The organism is Peribacillus huizhouensis (genome assembly GCF_014138605.1).
GTDB classification, from domain to species: domain Bacteria; phylum Bacillota; class Bacilli; order Bacillales; family DSM-1321; genus Peribacillus; species Peribacillus huizhouensis.
In genome coordinates this window covers 39,090-59,298 of sequence record NZ_JACJHX010000013.1, presented here as the reverse complement: position 1 = coordinate 59,298, position 20,209 = coordinate 39,090, and the positions used below count along the sequence as shown (strand labels likewise).

Below are 20,209 nucleotides of genomic sequence, written 5' to 3'. Positions count from 1 at the left end.
GACTTTAAGTCTAAATCTATATTACTACCGACGATTATTAGATCGGAATATTCTTCTTTTCCCATTTTGGTAACAAGATTCACAAATTGGAAATTTTAAGTCGTCAGGCAGTTTTTTGCCGCAACGCTTGCATTTTTTTGATAATTGATTACTTCATCTTTTAAATGATCCAGTACACCATCGCTGATTTCTTCAAGGACACGTTCCTAATAAATACCTTCTGTCCTTTTATCTAAACGATATAAAAATAAAAGATGAAGGCCAATTGCTTTATATGAAAGTTCATATTTTTCTAGGTTTCTTGTTTTGATAATCGGTTCAGGAAGTTCCTGATCTTCTGCGATCGCTTTGACTGTATCTAGCCATTGACGAACAAGACCTGATTCATTCGTTGAAAATGGTCCTGGATCTCAAACAGTATCACCTGATGAAAGTGGATTGCTGCATTAAATTTTCTGCGCCTGTCCCATTTCCTTACAACTTAAAAGCTGTTAGAAATCTCAGACATACCAATCAATCTAGTCTTGCAACTTGTCCTTATCCAGTTCGTAGATCAGAAGTTTCTAGCCAAACTATTTAGAAAATATATGTACTTTTTAAGAAATTACTGCAAAATCCGGTCTCCAACCGCCATCATTGTGATTAGGTGAATGTAGCCTGCTACAGAATGACCCCTTCATGGTAAAAGGTAGCCGTTTTAACCCCATGTCCTATTTTGCATAATCTCCCTTTCTATATTCTATAGGAGCAATCCCTGCAAACGCTTTAAAAGTTTTGTTAAAATAACTCTGATTTTCATAACCCAACAGTTCACTAATTTCGATTACTGTATAATTCGTTTGATCCAATAATTCTTTCGCACGTTTCATTTTCAAATTTACAATGTACTTAACGAAATTTTCCCCTACTTCTTTTTTAAACAAGCGGCTAAAATAACTAGAATTAAGGTGTAAGTAACTCGCTACTTCATCCTGTGTTATTTTCCTATGAATATTTTCAGAAATGTACCTGCAAGCATTTGCAATTTCTACGTTTGATATTGATTCATAGATTGCTTGATTACTACTTTTATTAAAGAACTCGATTAGCCAATTTTCCATTTCAAAAATTCCGTTGATTTGTGAAATCGTATCATATAGATTTTCAGGTACTCCATACAATTTAAAATTTGTCAACGCTTGAATTTTTACTTTAATATCAAGTAATATCTTCAACATCCAGTCTTTAACCGAGTCTGGTGAAAATTGATGGTCTATAATAAATTGGATCCATTTTTTTATCATTGCTACTTTTTGTTCCATTTCCACATTATTTAGCACGATGGTTTCTTTGAATTCCCTAGATGCTTCATTATACCAACTAAAAATATTTTCTTGTGATATAGGTAATTCTTGTAAGTTCACTATACTCTTTGGTTTCAGATAAAATTTTTGAACTTTAGACTCCATTAGTTTAATCATTTGATTCTTAATTTCAATTGGTAATGTAGCACCTTTACCGATAATAAACGATATAGATATTCCAAATGTTTCATAAAATATACATTGGATCTTTTCAATGACTTTTTTAATCTTATAAGTATCTTCTTCACATATATCGTGATCTGGAATAAATAAATAGGAATTCTCCTTGTCAAAATGTCCGTACACACCTTTTAATTCTTCTTTATCCATCATTTCTGTTATGACATTATAAAATAGAAAGTTCATCAGAGCCTTTGAACGGAACTGATTAAGCAATGATTGGTAAGCATCGACTACACATAATATAATGATGTATTTCTGGTTTCTTTTGATACCAAATAATTCAGCCTCTTTTGACCAATCTTTTTCATAATGAAGTGGCTGATAGATCGTTTTATTTAATAGTTTCTCTATCATCATTGCTTTATTTCTTTCAAGGGTATGGGCCATTTGCAATTGACTTTTCTTATTATTTTGCTCAACATCCAATGTATGTTTGAATTGACGTAATAATTGTACGACTTGATCAAGATCTAATCTATCCTTTAAAATGTACTCTTGTACCTTTAATTTTAATGCTGATTGTACAAATTCAAATTCATTATGACATGAAAGAATAGCAACTATTAAAGATGAGTTTTTTTCTTTTAACTTTTTTGTAAGATTAATGCCATCCATTTTCGGCATTCCAATATCTGTTATTAGGATATCTGGCATGCTCGTCTCCGCTTCTATTAACGCACTCATGCCATTTATATGTACACTTTGTAAAGTTAAACCAAGTTCACTCCAATCAATCATTTTTGAAAGATACTCTAATACTGGATAATCGTCATCTACTAACATCACTTTATACATCCTATTCACTCCTCCTGAATAGGAATTACCATAGTTACTTTGGTCCCCTTATTCAGTTCACTTTGTACATGCATGATAAAGTTCTCACCAAATGTCAATTTCATTCTTTCATAAACATTTGATAGACCAATACTTGAAAAACCATTTATTTCACTGTCTTCGGTAGAGCCTAAATCTTCATGCTTTAAATTTTCATTAAGTTTTAAAAGATGCTCATCCTCTATTCCTCCCCCTGAATCTTCTATTACAATTTTCAATGTATGATTATGAAATAATGCTTCTATCTCAATAACCCCCCCTTGTCCGTTCAACCCATGAATAATGGCATTTTCAATGATTGGCTGTAATACTAAGCGCGGTAATTTTATGTGATGCGTTTCTTTACAAACATTTATTTCCAAGCCAATTTCATGTTTTTGGCGCATATTCATTAAGCGAATATAATCTCGATTAATCTCTAACTCTTCTTGAAAAGTGATCATCCCTTTGTTTTTATCTATCGTCATTCGTAATAGCTTTGACAACGAGCTGATCATTTTAGCACTTTCATGATCACGCTTCATCAATACTTTCATTCGGATAGAATTTAAGACATTAAATAAAAAGTGTGGATTGATTTGCGCCTGTAACATTTCTAATTCCGCTTGCCTTTTTCTTGATTGGATGATTGTATTTTCTTCAATCATTTCCCTCACTTTATCTAACATGAGGTTGAAAGAGGTGGAAAGAGTGGCGATTTCATCATTTCCTGTTAAAGATGAGCGTACAGACAAATCACCACTTTGCACATTTGTCGCGAAATTCCTTAAATCAACTAACCGATTTAATATCTTACTTAATATAAATGTAAGTAAAAATAAAAATAATAGGAATGCAATTGTTTGAACGATAAAGATTTTATTGAAAATTGCATTAACTCGAAACGTGGCTTTTTCATAAGGGATTAGTGAAATTAATTTCCAATCCGTTATTGAAAGATCACGAGTATTGATCAAATAATCTTGACCTTCGATCCGAATAATCGTTTCATTTTTAAAATATTCTTTACTTCTCACGTGTGTCGATAACATTTTATCTAAATCTTGATTAGTACCAATTAGTAGATTCGTATCATTCATTAGTAAAATGTGATTATCGCTGTTTTCACTTTTCAATATCTCGCTAATTCTATCTACAGTAGTCGTAATGATCGCATATCCATACACTCCTGTTATGCTATCTTGTAATACTCTTGCTACAGATATTGAATCAGGACTTTTTAGTTTTTCAGATGCGAACATCGTTGTATGTGGCTCCAGCCAAATTGAACGATATCCTGTTAGTTGGCTTAATTTTTTAAACCACGACTCATTTCTTACAAGTTCCGGACTATATTCATTAAATGAATAGTTCGAATAAAATTTCCCATTATTAAGTATAATCGTGATAAATATACTTTGATCTCTCAAAGTAAGGGTTTCCAAAATTCTATTCACTTTTTTATCATTAATAAAATTTATATATAGACTATCATGCTCTAAATCATCCGTATTCAATTTAGGATTTCTAAAAATGGTGTTCAGTTCTGTGTCTAATTGAATAAAATTTAGGGTGTATAACATATCTTCAAAGATTTTCTTTAAGTATTCGTCTGTTAGTTTCAATTCATTTTTTGCGCTAATAATGGCTTGTTCTTCCACAGCATCTTTCGTTAAATAATTATAGATTGAGAATGTGCATATTGCCGGTAATATTAGACAAGTTATGGTTAGCAAAAGCACTTTATCACGAAATGAGAAGGATGATACAATTTGGTTTATTCTTGTCTTCATGCCAAAACCTCCATAACAGTCAACAATTCTTGACTAATAAAAGCTGGATGTACTAAGGTAAATTTATTATTCAAAAGGCTATGTTATTTGATGCGTTTGATTTTGACTCTCATTCTAGCCCCGACCTCCACGAAACGCTTGATGAACAATATTGTTTAACATAACCATTCAAAAAGTATAATTGAACAATATCTGAAATAGAATTGAATGAAGACAGCGCATTGTCTTCATCTTTGGGGTTCTCTTTTTAATAGGGATATAATGGAAATAAATACAAAATTCATCAGTTTAATTACTTTTATCTATTTTATCATTATCATATCTTCCAAGAAAACTCTTTTATAATTCGGGAAATTTCTTGTCATCTAGTATTCTTTACTCCCACTATTTGGAAACAGAAACATTACGGCTATTTACGGCGGATTGTCCTCTATGTAACTGTCCTTGATAACACCAACAAAAAAAGCCTTAACTGGCTATTTAAATAGTCAGCTAAGGCGGAAAATGATTCAACTAGTTCAGATTTAATCTAGCTTTTTTATTCGATGTAACTGAAAAACAAAATTTAAATTACTTTTTATTTTTATCTAAAATATCTTGTACGATTTTTTTCGAGTTTGCCACTGTTTCATCAAGATTTTGTCTATCAAGAATTAATTTTTCAAATTCCGCTGATAAAGCTTGATCAATTTCAGATTGGTATGATACTGGCTTACCAGCTTTTGCTGTAATAATTGTTTGAATCGAATGAATTAATGAATCTTTATCAACTTTTTCTGGATTCTTTGCTTCACCCAAAGTTTTATTAATCAATTCTACAATTTGCTCATCTGACACTTTAGTCCATGAAGGAATATTTAGTCCTTGTGCTTCTTGTCCTTCAGTTGAATACCATCTAATAAATTTGTATGCAGCATCTTTATGTTTGGAATTAGCGGATATACCTAGAATATCACCTTCACCGACTGAATACGATCCTTTTTCGTCAATTTTATTTTGTGGAAACGGTGCTACTGCAACATTGAACTCAGCCGGAAAGCGCTCTGAACCACCAAGTTCTGCTGTCATATAAGTACCCGTAATTATCATATCTACTGCTTGTGTAAAAAATTGATCACGATAATTCATTTTTTGTGAAATCATTGAAGAATATGGCACAGCTGTTTTATCTTCTTTCTCCATTTTTAAGCGCATCGCTAACGATTCTTTATACAATGGATTGTCCATATTTGAAGTTCCATCTGTTTTTAAGAAACCAGCATCTTTTTCTTGAGACTGTAGTCGCAAGCTCATATAGTTGATCCAAGCTCCATCCCATGGACCATGAAAATAAGTAGCATAGTGACCTTTAGAAGACAACTTTTTAGCATATTCCATAAACTCATCCCAAGTCCAACTCTTTGGCACTTCAAGTCCAGCAGCATCTAACCGATCTTTATTTAATAGGACATACCACGAAACAAATTTTCCCGGCACTCCGTAATATTTACCGTTAATACTCGTATCCACTTTATATTCGTCTTCCATTTTAAATCCATCTTTTTCGATATAACTATCAATCGGTTCTAACATGCCTAAATTAACACGCTGGGCATAATTTGCAGCATTTGTAAACATAATGACATCCATCTCTTCGCCAGACGCTGCAGCTAAATCAATCTTTTTTAGCGCCTCTTGTGAATCCTGTTTCTCACTTAATTGAACAACATCAACTTTAATATCTGGGTATTTTTCTTCAAAAGCACTGATTGTTCTCTTCCATGCATACCCATCTTCAGTTCCATGTGTATAAAATTTAATCGTTTCTGGTCCTGCTTCTTTACCATTTGAACTTGTGGATTGCTTTTGGCTACAACCAGCTACGATCCCAATAACTAAACTAAGACCCAAAACTAGCATTAAGAATCTCTTCATTGTTCGTTCCCCCCTGTATTCGTTTAATTTTTTATATTTTCTTTCTGTGAAACCAATTATCCTTTTACTCCCCCCATAGCAATCCCTTCAATAACTTGCTTTTGACCAATAATAAAGACAATTACGAGAGGAAGTATTGCTGATACCGCTGCTGCCATAATTAAGGAATAGAATTCGCCATTTAATGATGTAAATTTTTGCATAGCTAGCTGAAGAGTATATAATCCATCTGTACGTAAGAAGATGAGTGGATTTTGATAATCATTCCAAGTCCAAATAAAACGTAAAATTGCGTACGTTGCAATAGCTGGTCTTACAATCGGCAAAGCAATCGACCAAAAAATTCTAAAGTGGCCAGCACCATCTATTTTTGCAGCGTCAATATAGTCCGAATGAATTCCCATAAAAAACTGTCTTAACATAAATGTTCCTAGGACGCTAAAGCTACCTAAAAGAATCAAGCCGAAATGGCTATCAAATAGTCCTAAATAGCGATATAAAATAAATTGCGGAATTAAGATTGATTGTTGCGGTACCATAAAAGTGGTCAAAACAATTAAAAACAGAAACTTACCAGCCGGGAAATTCACTTTCGAAAAACCGTAGGCTGCCATAGCTGATACCGTTACGGAAATCGCTGTTGTTATCACAGTGACTTTAATAGAGTTCCAATAATAAAGTGCAAAGGGATATTGACCTAACCAAACCTCTTTAAAGTTTTCAATCCCATTCCATCTTGTTGGAATCCACTCAACTGGAAATTTAAAAACATCTGCTTCAATCTTAAATGATGTTGATAACATCCAAATGAAAGGCAATAAAAAGGCGATACTAACTACAAAAGCAATTATGGTAATAATAATCTTTCGTAGGGTGATTTTTTTCTCCATGGATCTTCCTCCCCAAGCAACATATTAACGATTGTATTTCTGAATCAATGAAAGTCTCATAAGACTTCTTCTTAATAGTTCACCCATTTTTTCTGTCCGACCCATTGTAATAAAGTAATGATTAGAACAAAAATGAATAAGACAACGGCAATGGCGGAAGCATAGCCGATTTTTAGATCCACGAATGCGCTTTCATATAAGTGCCATACAAGCATAGTTGTTGAATTAATTGGACCACCTTTTGTTAATACGGCAATCAAGTCAAACACTTTAAATGTACCAATAATTCCGGTAATCAAAAGAAAGAATGTTGTAGGCGATAAAGCAGGAAGCATGATGTTCTTAAATTTATCCCACGCTGTCGCTCCGTCCATATCAGCGGCTTCATATAGTTCTTTAGGTATAGACTGGAGACCTGCTAAAAAGAGAATCATATTAAATCCAATCGATGCCCAAATTTGAATTACCATTACAGAAATTAGCGCGAAATTCGGATCGGCTATCCATGTAGGTGGATTTTCAATACCAATCGAGAATAAAAATTGATTGATCGGTCCATTTGTTGGATTAAATAATACTTGCCAAACTACTGCAATGGCAACAATACTAGAGATATACGGCATGAAAAAGGCTACTTTAAAATAACTCTTCATGTATACATGTTTATCAATGACAATGGCGATAAGTAATGAAAAGATCATTGTTATCGGAACCGTTAACAAGAAAAGTAAATTATTCACGACTGATTTAAGGAATCCTTCATTTTCAAACAAAGCTTTAAAATTATCCAGTCCTACCCAATTTATTTGTGTAATTCCCATGATAAAATTCCAATCCGCAAAGCTTAAAATAAACGTTGCTATAATCGGAAGTAGCGTTAATATTCCGACCCCTATTAACATGGGAGAAACAAATAATAGCCCGGCTAAGTTTTCATTTTTCTCAATTTTACTTTTCTTATTGATTTTTATAGATTTAATATTCTTTACAACATTTTTTTCCATCACACTTTTCGCATCAACACTCATATAACCCACCCTCCCAAGAGTATCATTTTCCCAATTTTAATTATGGATGATCAAACGTGATTTTCCTGGTTTTGTTATTTTTTGTCGTTCTTCTACTTTCTTTATTACATGTATGGAAAAATACATGAGTACAGATCCTATGCCACTTATGAAAAAGAGATATCCAGCCATTGGTAGTAAGAAGCTTACTAGCATAATAGAAACTATGGAAAGCAACATGAAAAACGTATATTGTGGATAGGTAATTCCTATCAGAAAAGCTAATTTCATTGTAGTAAATAACTTGCCATTTACATGTAAGTAAACCGGTATCACATACAACAATGTAATTCCATATACAAAACAACTTCCAAGAAGAATACCTTTTGCAATCATCCCTAAAGTACCCATAACTTGATTGGTAAAGAGCCAGTCCGTGTAAAAAATAATAGAAATCATCACGATTATAATTCCTAATACATTCGCTTTCCTAAATTCCCTTTTGTACACGTTCCAAAAACGTTTGAAAACCCTTACATTTTCCCCTTTTTGAAAACTTTCCTGAAGTACAGAAAACAAAGCAACAGTAGCAGGAAATATGCCAGCTATAACCAGACCAACGATTGTAAAAAAAAACCAAAGAAAATTTAGATAAAGTAGTCTAATTACCCAGTCACATACTGTATTAACATGGCTCATTAATCTAGTAGATCCCATCATTTCCTCCTCTTTTTTGTTAATTTACTATACAAATAATTGTACGAAAGTTCAAAATATTTATATATATATTTTTTTTACCTAATTGAAAAATTTTTGACATTTAGTGTTTTTTAGAGATATTGTATTTATAATTTAATCTTTTAGTATCAAGCGCTGGACACGTCTAATCACAGCTGTGCTTGAATTATAGATGCTTTTTAAAGTAGTTTTTTAAATTATACTCTGAATCGTTCCTTTCAATATGGTAAAAAGCAACAATCTCCTAGAGAACAGTCTTAAAGGTACATCAGTATAATTAACAAATTAACCGGGTCAAAACTGGTTGTGACAGTCTTGAAGAACCAATGCACGTAAAGTACGTATACAAAAATTTCTGTAACGGATCTCCTGTCACATGTATTGTTAATCTTATTTTGAGGTGAATGTTCTATGGAAGCAATGATTGAACGGTGTGCAGGTCTAGATGTGCACCAAGAGACTATAGTAACTTGTATTTTATATGGTCCTTTGGATAAAAGACCAAAAAAAGAAATTCAAACCTTTTCGACTTCAACCCATGGACTTTTGTCATTAAACGATTGGTTATCTTCTTAACAAATCACCGATGTCGTAATGGAAAGCACCGGAGTCTACTGGAAACCGGTATGGAACATTCTTGAAGGTGACTTCCATCTTGTGCTTGCCAACGCTAAACATGTGAAGAATGTTCCCGGACGTAAAACCGACGGGAAAGATGTAGAGTGGCTTGCCAAACTATTACGCGCTGGACTTATAGAACACAAGTTTGTTCCACCTGAAGATATTAGAAATTTACGTGATCTAACACGTTACCGAAAAAATTGATTCATACCCGGACTTCTGAACGGAATCGCATTCACAAAATTCTTCAAGACGCTAATATTAAACTGACCTTCGTTTTATCTGACATTTTCGGTGTTTCCGGTCGATGTATTCTAGAAGCTCTCATGAACGGTGAAAAAATTGAAATACAGCATCTTCGACAAATGGTGAATGGAAGAGTAAAAGCAGACATTAAAATAATTGAAAAGTTTTTTTATTAAGTGTCCAATCGCTTTTTGAACAGATTAAAAAGAGGGTATAAAAAAGGAATAGATTCGCACTTACTTAATACAGTATAAGATAATTGTATGTATCGCTATACTGTATTAAGTAAGTGCGAGATCAGCCTTTTTAGCTACCCTCTTTTTAGTAAGTTATTAAATAAATTATTTCCTTCCTACTTTTTAAACTACTATTATTTGGACCTTTTCATCAGATCTTTAACCTGTTTAATTTCAGCGATGATGTGATCTAAATGTTCGTCTTTGCCCACTACGGTAACAAGCTTCGCAAATAGGAAAACGTGAATCATCCGGCAGCTTTTTACCGCATCGCTTGCATTTTTTCTGAAAATTAATCACTTCATCTTTTAATTGATCTTGAACACCATCGCTAATTTCTTCCCGAACACGTTCCCAATACACAGCTTCAGTTCTTCTATCTAAACGGTACAAAAATAAAAGGTGAAGACCAATGGCTTTATAAGAAAGTTCATGTTCCTCTAGATTTCTCGTTTTAATGACCGGTTCGGGAAGTTCCCTTTCTTCTGCAATGGCTTTTACTGTGTCTAGCCACTGACGAACGAGTGCTGATTCTTTTGTTGAAAATGGTAGGTGGAGAAATCCGTATAAATCCATTAAAGAAAAACGAACTTCGATTTCGGTATCGCAAATCAGCTCATAAAGTTCTCGCTCCTCTGAAAGAGATGCTTTTTGCGTTCCTTTTGGCGGGTCGAATTTCTGCCACATTTCAAAAAATGTGCCCATATGCCGGTAATACTTCTGAAAGCGTTCAAATACGGGAGTGGTTGGCGCTATCGCAAAAGTCTGTATTGGATCATCTATTTGTTCTAGCAGACTTTTCATGATTTTTATGTCAGACGTAAATGCCACTTTTCCTGTATTATAAATACCTTTTCTTCCCGCTCTCCCTGCAATTTGTTTTACTTCTTGGGAAGTCAATCTTCTTCTTCTAATCCCATCAAATTTTTCATTCTCTAGAAATACTATGCGGCGGATCGGTAAGTTTAGCCCCATTCCGATTGCATCTGTCGCAACAACAACGGATGTTTTCCCTTTATTAAACAGATCAATTTGTTTTTTCCTAGTTTCTGGCGGCATACTTCCATATATCATACTAACTTTATGTCCACTTCGTTGTAGCCTGGACGCTGTTTCAAGTACTTGCCTTCTAGAAAAGCAAACTAGGGCATCCCCTTTTTCCGTATTTTTCAAACTAAACTCTCTCGATTCTACTTCCAAGGGGATTTCTCGGCTATATTCGTGTAATTCAATATCGGCTTCTTCTAAAAGATCAAGAAGCATCATTTTGATATTCTTACTCCCGATTACGTGGACCTCTTTTGCATTCGCCTTCGTAATGGCTCGATACCAAGAGAAACCACGGTCTTTATCTGCGATCATTTGTGCTTCATCAATGACGACTACATCATAATAGTCCTTCTCATGGAACATTTCGACCGTTGAGGAGATATGGCTTGCGCCTTCCACTAGTTTTTCTTCCTCACCTGTCTTTAATGAGCAATGAACGCCTTCTATATTTAGCTTTTCATACACTTCAAGTGCGAGAAGTCTGAGCGGGGCAAGATACAGACCACTTTTTGCTTTTTTCATTTTTTGCAGCGCTTGGTGAGTTTTCCCTGTATTTGTCTCACCAATATGTAATACATATTTTTTACTTTGTCCTAATGTTGGAGTAAAAGCCATACCAAAAATATCATCAATAATCCTTTTCTCTTCTTCTTTCCTTCGTGCTTGTTCCGCCAATTCTTCGGCTATTTTTCGCTCCCGTTCAGCCTCATCCTTTTCAAAGATTTCTTGATGCAATACTTTATCAAAAGGAATATCACTAAGTTTTAGTAGATCAGCCAAATATTCTTCTTGAAGCTCATCAAAACAGGCTTCAGATAAATCAGCCCATTCATCACGCAGCAATCCTTTAAGAGCTACTACAGTCAATTCTTCGCCATAAGTTTTTGAGAAATCCTGAAGTAACATGTTTGGTAAGTGTTCCATTGCTAGTTTAGGTGCGATGTCCGTAATAAATTCCAAAACCATTTTTTCGTAGCGATAGTAATATGTTTCATATTCAAATTCACTTCGTCCCCAAATATATAGAGAATGAATATCACCTGTCAGTTCTTCAAAAAAATCCGTTACCATGATATACTCTGTGCTGTCAAACGATCCTTGCTCCACCAACCGTTCTTCAAGCAGATAAGGCTCGGTATAGTGGTATTTCGGTTTATTTTGAAGATCATCTGCTAAAACTCCAGCTATATAATGACGAACATGCAAATATAAAATCAGTGTATTTTCTTCAAAAAATTCACGAACTGTTTCTTGAAGTTTGACTCTTACTTTCCACCGCTCTTCAGCCTGTCTTTGTTCTTCCAGTCTTTTGAAGTACGTTTCCCTTGCTTTTCTATATCTCAGCTCCCAGTCTTGCTGATTTTGAGAAAAAGATTGTTTTATCCAAGGGATTGCCTCGAATGGTTGAATGTTTCGCAACTCATTACGAAACATATTATTGATTAACTTATGCGCTACTCCTTCGGTGTCATAACCCTTAGCTTTCAAAAATGCTTTCTTTTCTTTTCTTGGCACATCATTTGAAGCTTTATTCAACCAAACATTTATCCAGATTTGTTCGATATAGGATAATCTGTCTGTTATGTATGTCTCACAAGCAGGAAGCATTTCTTGTACCTCTAAATAGCGATCCATATCTTGTACAATTTTTTGTTTCGTTTGCTCAATTGCAATCGGGTATATTTCTTCTAATTTTCCCATGTTGAACCCCTTTGATAGTTTACAGTATGTTATTGTATTCTATTTTACATATTTTATATTAATATTCTCCGCTATAGACCAGCTATCCAAGTATTGCAGCTATTTATAAGAGAAAAGAACTTTATCTTATTATAAATCATTTTTTGCCTCTAATGCTTGATTTTAAAGAAAGTTGGTATTGTTCATCCTAGATAGGATTCACTCTTATAAGATGAAAATAAAGTTTTTATCCAAACTCACATTACCTCGTTCTCATTTTTCATTAAAAGTCAAGAAGATAATTACAGAACCTTATAATTATAAGGTCGCATATTATATAGGGTAAATGGAAAAGGATAAATGAACAGGGATAAAACCTGCTTACATCTATCCTTTTTGTACAATATATGACCTCATTTACTACTACAACATCAAAATTTTCACCATCATAAATAATCATTGGTTTCTTCAACTAACACATTCGATTCTTGAAGATTAATCAATGAATTTTTTTTTGGAAAGAACGATCTAGTAAAGAAAAGCTCCAGTTAAGTTCAATAAAAAAAGTGCCAGGAATAGCATCCTTATTTATCTTACCTACTTATAGATCTTTTTGATAAACATTTAGTTCAATCAAATTACCATCTGGGTCAGCACAGAAAATTTGTGCGAATCCACTTTTTCCATTTGGTTTTTCAAGGATTTCAACTTCATTCTGTTTTAACCATTTAAGAGTGTCATAGTAGTTCTCGACTCGAAGGGCAAAGTGACCTTCTCTGCTAGATAAGCTTTTATCCTTACGAATCGTCTGTGAAGAGGGATCAACTATCAAGTGAAGTTGATGTCCCTCTATTTCATACCAAGCACCTGGAAAATCAAAATCAGGACGCTGTATTTCTTTTAAACATAAAATTTTACCATAGAATTCTTTTGCTCTTTCCAAATTTGTCACAGAAAGACTTACATGATGGAGACATTTATATTTAATCAAAACCTTCACTTCTTTCATTTTAGCAATTTTTTTACCTTAGTAGTTTTGTGACTGAGATGACCCCTCGCACCGCACCTGGATCTTGATTGGTAATTTAAATAATTCGGTAACTAGAATCAAAAATCATTCTTCAACCAAACTACTTCGTTAGTTCAGTAACTTCAACAAAAAGAGCGTCAATCCTTCTTGGATCAACACCTCTATGCAAAGCTAAATTTTAACATCTTACATATTTGCGTTTGAAACCTAGCTTTCCTTTATCAATTTCTTTTTGAATACTTTCGTTAGCGTTTAGGTAACTGCTCTTTTTCTTTTCCCGCTTAACTTCTACTGTACCTACTTCCGTTGCGGTCTCAATTGCCTTTTCATTTAGTGGTAAATATGAAATCCCCACGGTGTATAGAAAATTATTCATAGCAGATTTCGTTCGTTCTGGCGAATCATGAATCGCATTTTTTACAATATCGAGCATATTGGAAATCTTGCTTTCAGAAAATTCATTGTCTGGGCGATTCCCTAAAAGCCAACAGTAACAGCTCCATCCCGCTGACATTCTCAGCTCCTGACCGCTTGCAATCCATTTATCGGCAACGTCTTGTGCAATATCTGACTCAGATAATGTTACTGCTACCACATAATCGGACAGCATATAAAAATATGCTGCATCCATCCAGCGATCAAAATCCGACTCTGTCATTGCTTTTGGGTCTGCAATAATGCCTGCAAAATACATTGCATCATAGTTACCAGTAGCATAAAGCTCCTCAGCTAAACGTTGATTTATTTTTATTTTCTTTGCGATTGGTTTCATAGCGCCTGTAGCCACGCCAAAAAGCGGCTCGTGTGCACCATTGGATATGTACATTTTTTTCATTCGTTCCTTGCCCAAAGATTCAAGCTCCCGCATAACTGTTTCGAAATCCATAGTTTTGTAATTCCTTCCTTAATATTAATACACATTTAATTGTAATATTCTTTTTCGTCTTCTATACTTTTCAATTTTATCATAATCTTATCCAAGTAAACTGCTTCGTTTGTCGAATAAGAATAAGAAAAGGTTGCCGAATCAACCTGCATATCTTGCTGAAGCACCCATTAGTTTAAGTGAAGAATTCACAATATTATTTATATTTAAACATTAAACACGTTAAACCCCGTCCTAAAATTAGGACAGGGTTTTACATAAAGTTACTTCTGTATTATCTGTATAAGGTTTCCACATGTATCGTCGAAGACAGCTATTGTGACTTCGCCCATTTCTGTCGGCTCTATAGTAAACTTCACGCTGTGATTCAATAACCTATCGCACTCTTTGCGAACATCTTCAACACCAAACATTGTTACAGGTAAGCCTTCTTCAAATAGCTTCTTTTGGTACTCTTTGGCTGCTGGATGACTATTGGGTTCGAGCAAAAGCTCAATACCATCATGCTCCTCGGGAGAGACTAGCGTAATCCACCTAAATTCTCCGCTGACATCAATTATGAGCAACTAAATGGTTGCTTATCAAAGGAATTGTACAACCTATGACTTATTAGTCATTCTGCTTATGTGATAATTGCTGAATTCTTCTCTATACCTTATCATTACTAGGAAATTATATAAAAATTTATCAAAAATCAACTTAAATAACGATGATACAATGATTTTGCTACAGAAATATCATTTGTTCCATGAATCATAGCACGACCATCTTTAAAAACAACTAATCGATGAGAACCAATTGTGAAGGAAAGTAAATATGGGTTTCTTTCAATCTCACCTTTTTGTGCAAGTAGGATTTTTTCAAGTTGTGCTAGGTCTCTATCAGTCTTTACCGCCGGGCGAATCTGCACGGAATCTCTACCACAAAATACAGCTGTTTTCGTTCGATTTTGATATGATAAATATGGATAAGTTCTGTGTGTTCCGCATGATAGACAGGAATCTTTTTTTACATGCGCTACACGAATAGCTGAATGTTCGTTTTTCCAAAGATCAAATGAAACAATTTTGTTTCTTAGAGCTTCATAATCTTCCACAAGGATTTTTAACGCTTCTACTGTTTGATAAGCAACAACGGTTTGCACAACAGGACTTATAATTCCAGCCGTATCACAAGTTAAGCCACCCAAAGGGATGTCCTCCATTAAACAATGTAAGCAAGGTGTTATCCTCGGTATAATCGTATAACTGATTCCATAGCTTCCTACGCAAGCACCATAAATCCAAGGTATATTGTGTTTTTGTGAAATATCATTAATAATCATTCTTGTTTCAAAATTATCGGTAGCATCCATAATTAAATCTACACCGTCAATGAGTTGCTCTAATTCTTCAACTGATACATCCGCTATAAGCGATGTAATGTTTACATCCGAATTCAATAATTTTAATCGGTTCTTTGCAGCGATTGCTTTTGGTAGTCGTTTTTTGGCATCGTTTTCACAAAAAAGCTGCTGTCTTTGTAAATTACTCCACTCCACATAATCTCTGTCGACAATCGTTAACGATCCGATTCCTGCCCGTACTAAGTTCTCTGCGCTTCCAGTTCCTAAAGCTCCAGCACCAATTATCAAAACATGTTTATTACGAATTCTCTCTTGTCCCTTTACTCCAATGGGCGTAAATAATTCTTGACGTGAATAGCGTTCACTCATCCAATGCTCATTCCTTCAACCGGACTGCTTGCTTGACCATATTCTTTTCTCGCGATTCTTCCTGCTTCGAACCCAAGTCGGCCAGCTTTAATCGCAAGCTTCATTGCCTCTGCCATTTTGATTGGATCTTTGGCCCCAGATACAGCCGTGTTTAGAAGAACTCCATCTGCCCCCAATTCCATGGCAATTGCAGCATCTGAAGGAGTGCCGATTCCAGCATCGATAATAACAGGAACTGTGGTCTGTTCAATAATAAATCGTAGGTTAAGAGGATTCATTATTCCTTGTCCAGACCCAATTGGCGAAGCTCCGGGCATAATCGCGTGACAGCCTAAATCTTCTAAATGTTTCGCTAGGACAACATCATCTGAAGTATATGGTAAAACAATAAATCCTTCTTTTACCAACTCTTCTGATGCCTTTATTGTTTCAATTGGGTCAGGTAATAATGTTTTTTGACAACCAATCAGTTCTACTTTTATCATGTCACAAAGTCCTGATGCTTTAGCCAGTTTTGCAATCCGAACCGCCTCTTTTGCTGTTTTGGCGCCTGCTGTATTTGGAAGTAATGTATATTTTTTAAGATCGAGGTTTTCTAAAAAATTCGGTTGGCTTGCTTCGAAAATATTCATTCTCCGAACAGCAAACGTTAAAATTTCCGCTTCCGAAACATCTACTGCTTTCTTTTGAACATCGAAATTTGGATACTTCCCAGTTCCTAATAATAATCTTGAAGAAAATTCAAAAGGTCCTATTCTCAACATATCATCCGCCTCCTACAAAATGTACCATTTCCACTCTGTCTCCGTTTGACAAAAGTGTTTCTTGGTGATTTCCTTTTTCTAATATTTCATTGTTTAATTCTACAATCACGACTTTTTGATTTAAGCCATAATGTTGCAAAAGCTCTGAAACAGTTGCCACATCAATAGGAATTTCTAATTTTTCACCATTAATAACTATTTCCAATCCTTACACCCCTAATAATTTATTTGATATGTACGATCCACTCGAAATGCAGAGCATTCAGATGAAGCGTTTCTTTCTACTAAATCTGCAACAATTTGGCCCGTAATCGGAGATAGGAGTATTCCATTTCGATAGTGACCCGTTGCAATAAATAGTCCATGAAATTCTGGATGTTCGTCTATATAAGGAAGACCATCCCCAGTTTGGGGGCGGAGCCCAGCCCATGCTCGTTCGAACTCTGTGTCTTTAATAGCCGGGAGTAAACGCTTTGCTTTTTCCATTAATGCTGAAATACCATCGATGCTTACTCTTTGGTCGAACGTATGTGGCTTCTCTGTTGCACCAACGATTATTCTCCCGCCAATTTTAGGTACTAAATAGCATCCATGAGAAAAAATCGTTTTTTCAAGCAATGGACGATGTGTCATAATCGAGAAACATTCCCCTTTTATTGGATATGTATCAATTTTGACCCCAACCTTCTCAAGTAGAAATTTGCTCCATGTTCCACTTGCTACAATGACATTTTCACTAAAAAATTCCCCTTCATTCGTGTAAACTCCTTTTACTCGGTTATCCTCGAACAATAAATCTCTCACTTGGATGAATTCCTTAATTTCTGCCCCAAGCATAGCAGCTGATTTTGCAAATGCTATTGAAAGATGATATGGCGAGACTTGACCATCTCGAGGAATATACATAGCACCTCTAATATCATCAGATATGAGTGGCTCTATTTTTTTAATTTCAGTGGTCGAAAGCCACTCTTCCTCTCCTGTCCAACTTTGGCTATTTATCAAGTTCTTTAACTCTGTTTCTTGCTCGTTTGTCAGTGCTACCTTTAACAATCCCTTGTTTATGAATTCAATATCGATCCCTGAGAATTCTTTTAATTCAGCTGAAAGTGTTGGAAACATCTCCCTGCTCTTTTTTGCTAATGGTAAAAGAGGGTTACTTGCGCTTAGCTCCGCTTGTGCCCCTAACATTCCTGCAGCTGCACTAGATGCCTGACAAGCAAGTCGATCTTTTTCTAACAGAAGAACTTGTTTACCTCTTTTAGCTAAATGATAAGCAATCGATCCCCCAATAACGCCACCACCTACAACAATTGCATCGTATATGGATCTCACAACTTATCTCCCCTTCCCTAACGACCTGCAATATTCTTTAACAGCCTGAACTGGACTCTTTGCATCCAATACACCAGACATTACAGCTATCCCTTTTGCTCCAGCATTAATTAATAGTTCACTATTGGAAGGTGTAATCCCGCCAATTGCAATAATTGGTAGTTTCATATTCATCGTGATCTCTTTAAGTTCTTCTACACCTTTAGGTGGTAAACCTGATTTGGAATTGGTAGGAAAAACGTGTCCATAAATTGCGAAGTCTGCTCCTTTTTCAAAAACAGTTTGTGCTTCATCAAAGGAATGAATAGAACGCCCCACTCGAATTCCTGGGAATGCTTGTTTTACAACGCTGACATCTAAACTATGAAACGCTAACTGGACACCATAAGCTTGCTGGCTCCATGCTACATCTACTCTGTCATTCACAATGATTTTAGAGAGCGGTATATTCCTTTCACATAACAAAGTTACAGCTTGATAGAGTTGTGCTGCACTCATATGCTTTTCTCTAAGATGGATGAAATCAATATACTCATGAATTTCAGATGCAATCTCAACGAACTTTGTAATTTGCTGCTTACCAGTAGAAATAATATGCAATTCAGGTACACTCATAAAAAAACTCCTTAACAGAAAATCCAATTTTCGTGAACTAATAAGTTAATAATTGAAAACAAAATCATGTGCAACAACTACTAACGTCTACCACATAGGATAAAGGGTTGTTTCATCATTCTATTTCTTACAAATATACAAAAAACTGAGCCTCGACTAACTAATATTTTCATAAAAAACTGGACCAAATTATGCTACATACTAACAATACAAAGTCAGTTACGGGCAAATCCCCCCTAATCGTTATCTGTATCAAAGTGTTAAACAAAATAAAAAAGCCACTTTCTCTAAATTCATAAAGAAAGTGGCTGGTCTTAATAAAATACACAAACCTATTTTCGACGCCACCACTTCCCTACGCTGGTATAAACCAGATCAAGTTCTAAGGGTCTTAAAGCAATACTTTAATCTCAGCTTTTTCGGTAATATTGTTCTTTACCAGTAAAGCACCCCTAGTGGTATATGTTAATATTTAGTTTATTTTCATCTATAGTACCATTATTAAGTTAATTGTCAAATAATTTAAAATATAATTTATTACATAATCTAAGTAAACTAAAAAAGCCGAATCAAATACCACAAAAGTTTCGTTCTCTGATAACAAGAAATATAGCGGCATTTTGACTATCTATGACTGACATTTATTACTTGTTAAACTACCCTTAATTTATTCCTAACTACAGATATTATTTCGACTTTGCTTTTTTAACTAAAAGTAAGCTATTATCTGAACGCAAATTTAATATTCTTAAAAGGAAATTCTCTATTAGATTCAGTACCCGTTTTTTTATTTATCCATTTCAATTATCCCAACCGGAATTTTTTAAATTATTTCTTCTTTTTCAATTTGTCTTCTGCTTGCTTTATATTCTCAGCAATTCTAAATTTAACGATCTGTTTAATTAGTTCATAAGGCAACGGTTTGTCAATCTGAAACTGTACAGACCCTTTTGCTCCTTTATATTCGGATAATTCATGTTTAAAAGCAGCAATTCCACTAGAAGTTGGATAGAACCCGATGTGATTTTTATAGGCAGCGAAATGCACGAGATTTTTATGTAAAACAAATGTAGGCATTTGATAACTAATTTTTTCTTCTGCATCCGGTGCAGTCTCTTTTATTACTTCTCTTAATTTTTTTAATATTTCCTGGACCTCTAGAGGAAATTGCACAATGTATTCATCAATCGATTTAAACGTAGTTTTTTGGGCTTTCATAATTTCTCCTTTCAATAATGGTAAGTCTTAGATCAAGTTGATTTTGCTCTTATTTATCGTTTATCAATCTCGTTATCACTTTGCCACATCGCTAAAATTTCCTATAATCAGAATGCAAAAAGAATCAGTTATA

Annotated in this window: 18 protein-coding genes and 1 riboswitch; of the genes, 2 read left to right on the top strand and 16 right to left on the bottom strand. The window is 34.6% G+C overall.

All coding sequences use genetic code 11. The features are described 5' to 3' along the window. Window positions 1–710 precede the first annotated feature (710 nt). The 6 genes from HNP81_RS17405 to HNP81_RS17380 all read right to left on the bottom strand — a co-directional run bounded on the left by HNP81_RS17405 (window position 711) and on the right by HNP81_RS17380 (window position 8,663). Window positions 711–2,321, bottom strand: a complete 1,611-nt coding sequence (locus HNP81_RS17405) for a response regulator transcription factor (protein WP_182503439.1) — start codon at window positions 2,319–2,321, stop codon at window positions 711–713. A gap of 5 nt (window positions 2,322–2,326) precedes the next feature. Next, a complete protein-coding gene (locus HNP81_RS17400; protein ID WP_182503438.1) occupies window positions 2,327–4,132 on the bottom strand; it encodes a sensor histidine kinase in 1,806 nt (601 codons plus the stop codon). A gap of 570 nt (window positions 4,133–4,702) precedes the next feature. Further along, complete coding sequence (locus HNP81_RS17395) at window positions 4,703–6,046, bottom strand: ABC transporter substrate-binding protein (RefSeq protein WP_182503437.1); 1,344 nt, start codon at window positions 6,044–6,046, stop codon at window positions 4,703–4,705. Between the two features lie 56 nt (window positions 6,047–6,102). Beyond that, a complete protein-coding gene (locus HNP81_RS17390; protein ID WP_028390906.1) occupies window positions 6,103–6,936 on the bottom strand; it encodes a carbohydrate ABC transporter permease in 834 nt (277 codons plus the stop codon). Window positions 6,937–7,007: 71 nt separating this feature from the next. After that, window positions 7,008–7,964, bottom strand: coding sequence for a carbohydrate ABC transporter permease (locus HNP81_RS17385; protein ID WP_084552259.1), 957 nt, complete (start codon window positions 7,962–7,964; stop codon window positions 7,008–7,010). Between the two features lie 36 nt (window positions 7,965–8,000). Next, on the bottom strand, window positions 8,001–8,663 hold the full coding sequence (locus HNP81_RS17380; RefSeq protein WP_182503436.1) for a YesL family protein: 663 nt from the start codon (window positions 8,661–8,663) through the stop codon (window positions 8,001–8,003). 429 nt (window positions 8,664–9,092) lie between these two features. Between HNP81_RS17380 and HNP81_RS17375 the strand changes: the two genes are divergently transcribed. Together HNP81_RS17375 and HNP81_RS17370 are read left to right on the top strand one after the other, a co-directional pair. After that, window positions 9,093–9,257: a hypothetical protein gene (locus HNP81_RS17375; protein WP_182503435.1), complete on the top strand. Its 165-nt coding sequence runs from the start codon at window positions 9,093–9,095 to the stop codon at window positions 9,255–9,257. 18 nt (window positions 9,258–9,275) lie between these two features. After that, window positions 9,276–9,506, top strand: a complete 231-nt coding sequence (locus HNP81_RS17370) for an IS110 family transposase (protein ID WP_182503434.1) — start codon at window positions 9,276–9,278, stop codon at window positions 9,504–9,506. Window positions 9,507–9,958: 452 nt separating this feature from the next. Here the strand turns inward: HNP81_RS17370 and HNP81_RS17365 are convergent, their stop codons facing one another. The 10 genes from HNP81_RS17365 to HNP81_RS17320 all read right to left on the bottom strand — a co-directional run bounded on the left by HNP81_RS17365 (window position 9,959) and on the right by HNP81_RS17320 (window position 20,076). Continuing rightward, window positions 9,959–12,535 carry a DEAD/DEAH box helicase gene (locus HNP81_RS17365; protein WP_182503433.1) on the bottom strand — a complete coding sequence of 859 codons (2,577 nt, stop codon included), beginning with the start codon at window positions 12,533–12,535 and terminating at the stop codon, window positions 9,959–9,961. 580 nt (window positions 12,536–13,115) lie between these two features. Continuing rightward, window positions 13,116–13,505: a VOC family protein gene (locus tag HNP81_RS17360; RefSeq protein WP_182503432.1), complete on the bottom strand. Its 390-nt coding sequence runs from the start codon at window positions 13,503–13,505 to the stop codon at window positions 13,116–13,118. Window positions 13,506–13,722: 217 nt separating this feature from the next. Then, window positions 13,723–14,430, bottom strand: coding sequence for a DNA alkylation repair protein (locus HNP81_RS17355; RefSeq protein WP_182503431.1), 708 nt, complete (start codon window positions 14,428–14,430; stop codon window positions 13,723–13,725). Between the two features lie 263 nt (window positions 14,431–14,693). Then, window positions 14,694–14,996, bottom strand: a complete 303-nt coding sequence (locus tag HNP81_RS17350; protein WP_182503430.1) for a VOC family protein — start codon at window positions 14,994–14,996, stop codon at window positions 14,694–14,696. 128 nt (window positions 14,997–15,124) lie between these two features. After that, the gene (locus HNP81_RS17345) at window positions 15,125–16,144 is read right to left on the bottom strand and encodes a thiazole biosynthesis adenylyltransferase ThiF (protein WP_182503429.1); all 1,020 of its coding nucleotides are present in this window, start codon (window positions 16,142–16,144) and stop codon (window positions 15,125–15,127) included. Further along, a complete protein-coding gene (locus HNP81_RS17340; protein ID WP_028390901.1) occupies window positions 16,141–16,908 on the bottom strand; it encodes a thiazole synthase in 768 nt (255 codons plus the stop codon). The genes HNP81_RS17345 and HNP81_RS17340 overlap by 4 nt, the downstream gene beginning before the upstream one ends. 1 nt (window position 16,909) lies before the next feature. Next, complete coding sequence (thiS, locus tag HNP81_RS17335; protein WP_028390900.1) at window positions 16,910–17,113, bottom strand: sulfur carrier protein ThiS; 204 nt, start codon at window positions 17,111–17,113, stop codon at window positions 16,910–16,912. Between the two features lie 11 nt (window positions 17,114–17,124). After that, entirely contained in the window at window positions 17,125–18,243 is a 1,119-nt protein-coding gene (gene thiO, locus HNP81_RS17330) for a glycine oxidase ThiO (RefSeq protein ID WP_182503428.1), read from the bottom strand. A 3-nt stretch (window positions 18,244–18,246) separates the two neighbouring features. Further along, the gene (locus HNP81_RS17325; protein ID WP_182503427.1) at window positions 18,247–18,858 is read right to left on the bottom strand and encodes a thiamine phosphate synthase; all 612 of its coding nucleotides are present in this window, start codon (window positions 18,856–18,858) and stop codon (window positions 18,247–18,249) included. Window positions 18,859–19,193: 335 nt separating this feature from the next. Then, window positions 19,194–19,322, bottom strand: a riboswitch (TPP riboswitch). Window positions 19,323–19,686: 364 nt separating this feature from the next. Then, window positions 19,687–20,076, bottom strand: a complete 390-nt coding sequence (locus HNP81_RS17320) for an iron chaperone (RefSeq protein ID WP_182503426.1) — start codon at window positions 20,074–20,076, stop codon at window positions 19,687–19,689. Window positions 20,077–20,209: the final 133 nt, after the last annotated feature.

Excerpts from the sequence above, each read along its gene's own strand:
- HNP81_RS17340 (WP_028390901.1), bottom strand. The coding sequence starts at position 16,908 with ATGTTGAGAATAGGACCTTTTGAATTTTCTTCAAGATTATTATTAGGA.
- HNP81_RS17400 (WP_182503438.1), bottom strand. The coding sequence starts at position 4,132 with ATGAAGACAAGAATAAACCAAATTGTATCATCCTTCTCATTTCGTGAT.
- HNP81_RS17355 (WP_182503431.1), bottom strand. The coding sequence starts at position 14,430 with ATGGATTTCGAAACAGTTATGCGGGAGCTTGAATCTTTGGGCAAGGAA.
- HNP81_RS17370 (WP_182503434.1), top strand. The coding sequence starts at position 9,276 with ATGGAAAGCACCGGAGTCTACTGGAAACCGGTATGGAACATTCTTGAA.
- HNP81_RS17320 (WP_182503426.1), bottom strand. The coding sequence starts at position 20,076 with ATGAAAGCCCAAAAAACTACGTTTAAATCGATTGATGAATACATTGTG.
- HNP81_RS17365 (WP_182503433.1), bottom strand. The coding sequence starts at position 12,535 with ATGGGAAAATTAGAAGAAATATACCCGATTGCAATTGAGCAAACGAAA.
- HNP81_RS17325 (WP_182503427.1), bottom strand. The coding sequence starts at position 18,858 with ATGAGTGTACCTGAATTGCATATTATTTCTACTGGTAAGCAGCAAATT.
- HNP81_RS17345 (WP_182503429.1), bottom strand. The coding sequence starts at position 16,144 with ATGAGTGAACGCTATTCACGTCAAGAATTATTTACGCCCATTGGAGTA.
- HNP81_RS17390 (WP_028390906.1), bottom strand. The coding sequence starts at position 6,936 with ATGGAGAAAAAAATCACCCTACGAAAGATTATTATTACCATAATTGCT.
- HNP81_RS17380 (WP_182503436.1), bottom strand. The coding sequence starts at position 8,663 with ATGATGGGATCTACTAGATTAATGAGCCATGTTAATACAGTATGTGAC.
- HNP81_RS17395 (WP_182503437.1), bottom strand. The coding sequence starts at position 6,046 with ATGAAGAGATTCTTAATGCTAGTTTTGGGTCTTAGTTTAGTTATTGGG.
- HNP81_RS17385 (WP_084552259.1), bottom strand. The coding sequence starts at position 7,964 with ATGAGTGTTGATGCGAAAAGTGTGATGGAAAAAAATGTTGTAAAGAAT.
- HNP81_RS17405 (WP_182503439.1), bottom strand. The coding sequence starts at position 2,321 with ATGTATAAAGTGATGTTAGTAGATGACGATTATCCAGTATTAGAGTAT.
- HNP81_RS17375 (WP_182503435.1), top strand. The coding sequence starts at position 9,093 with ATGGAAGCAATGATTGAACGGTGTGCAGGTCTAGATGTGCACCAAGAG.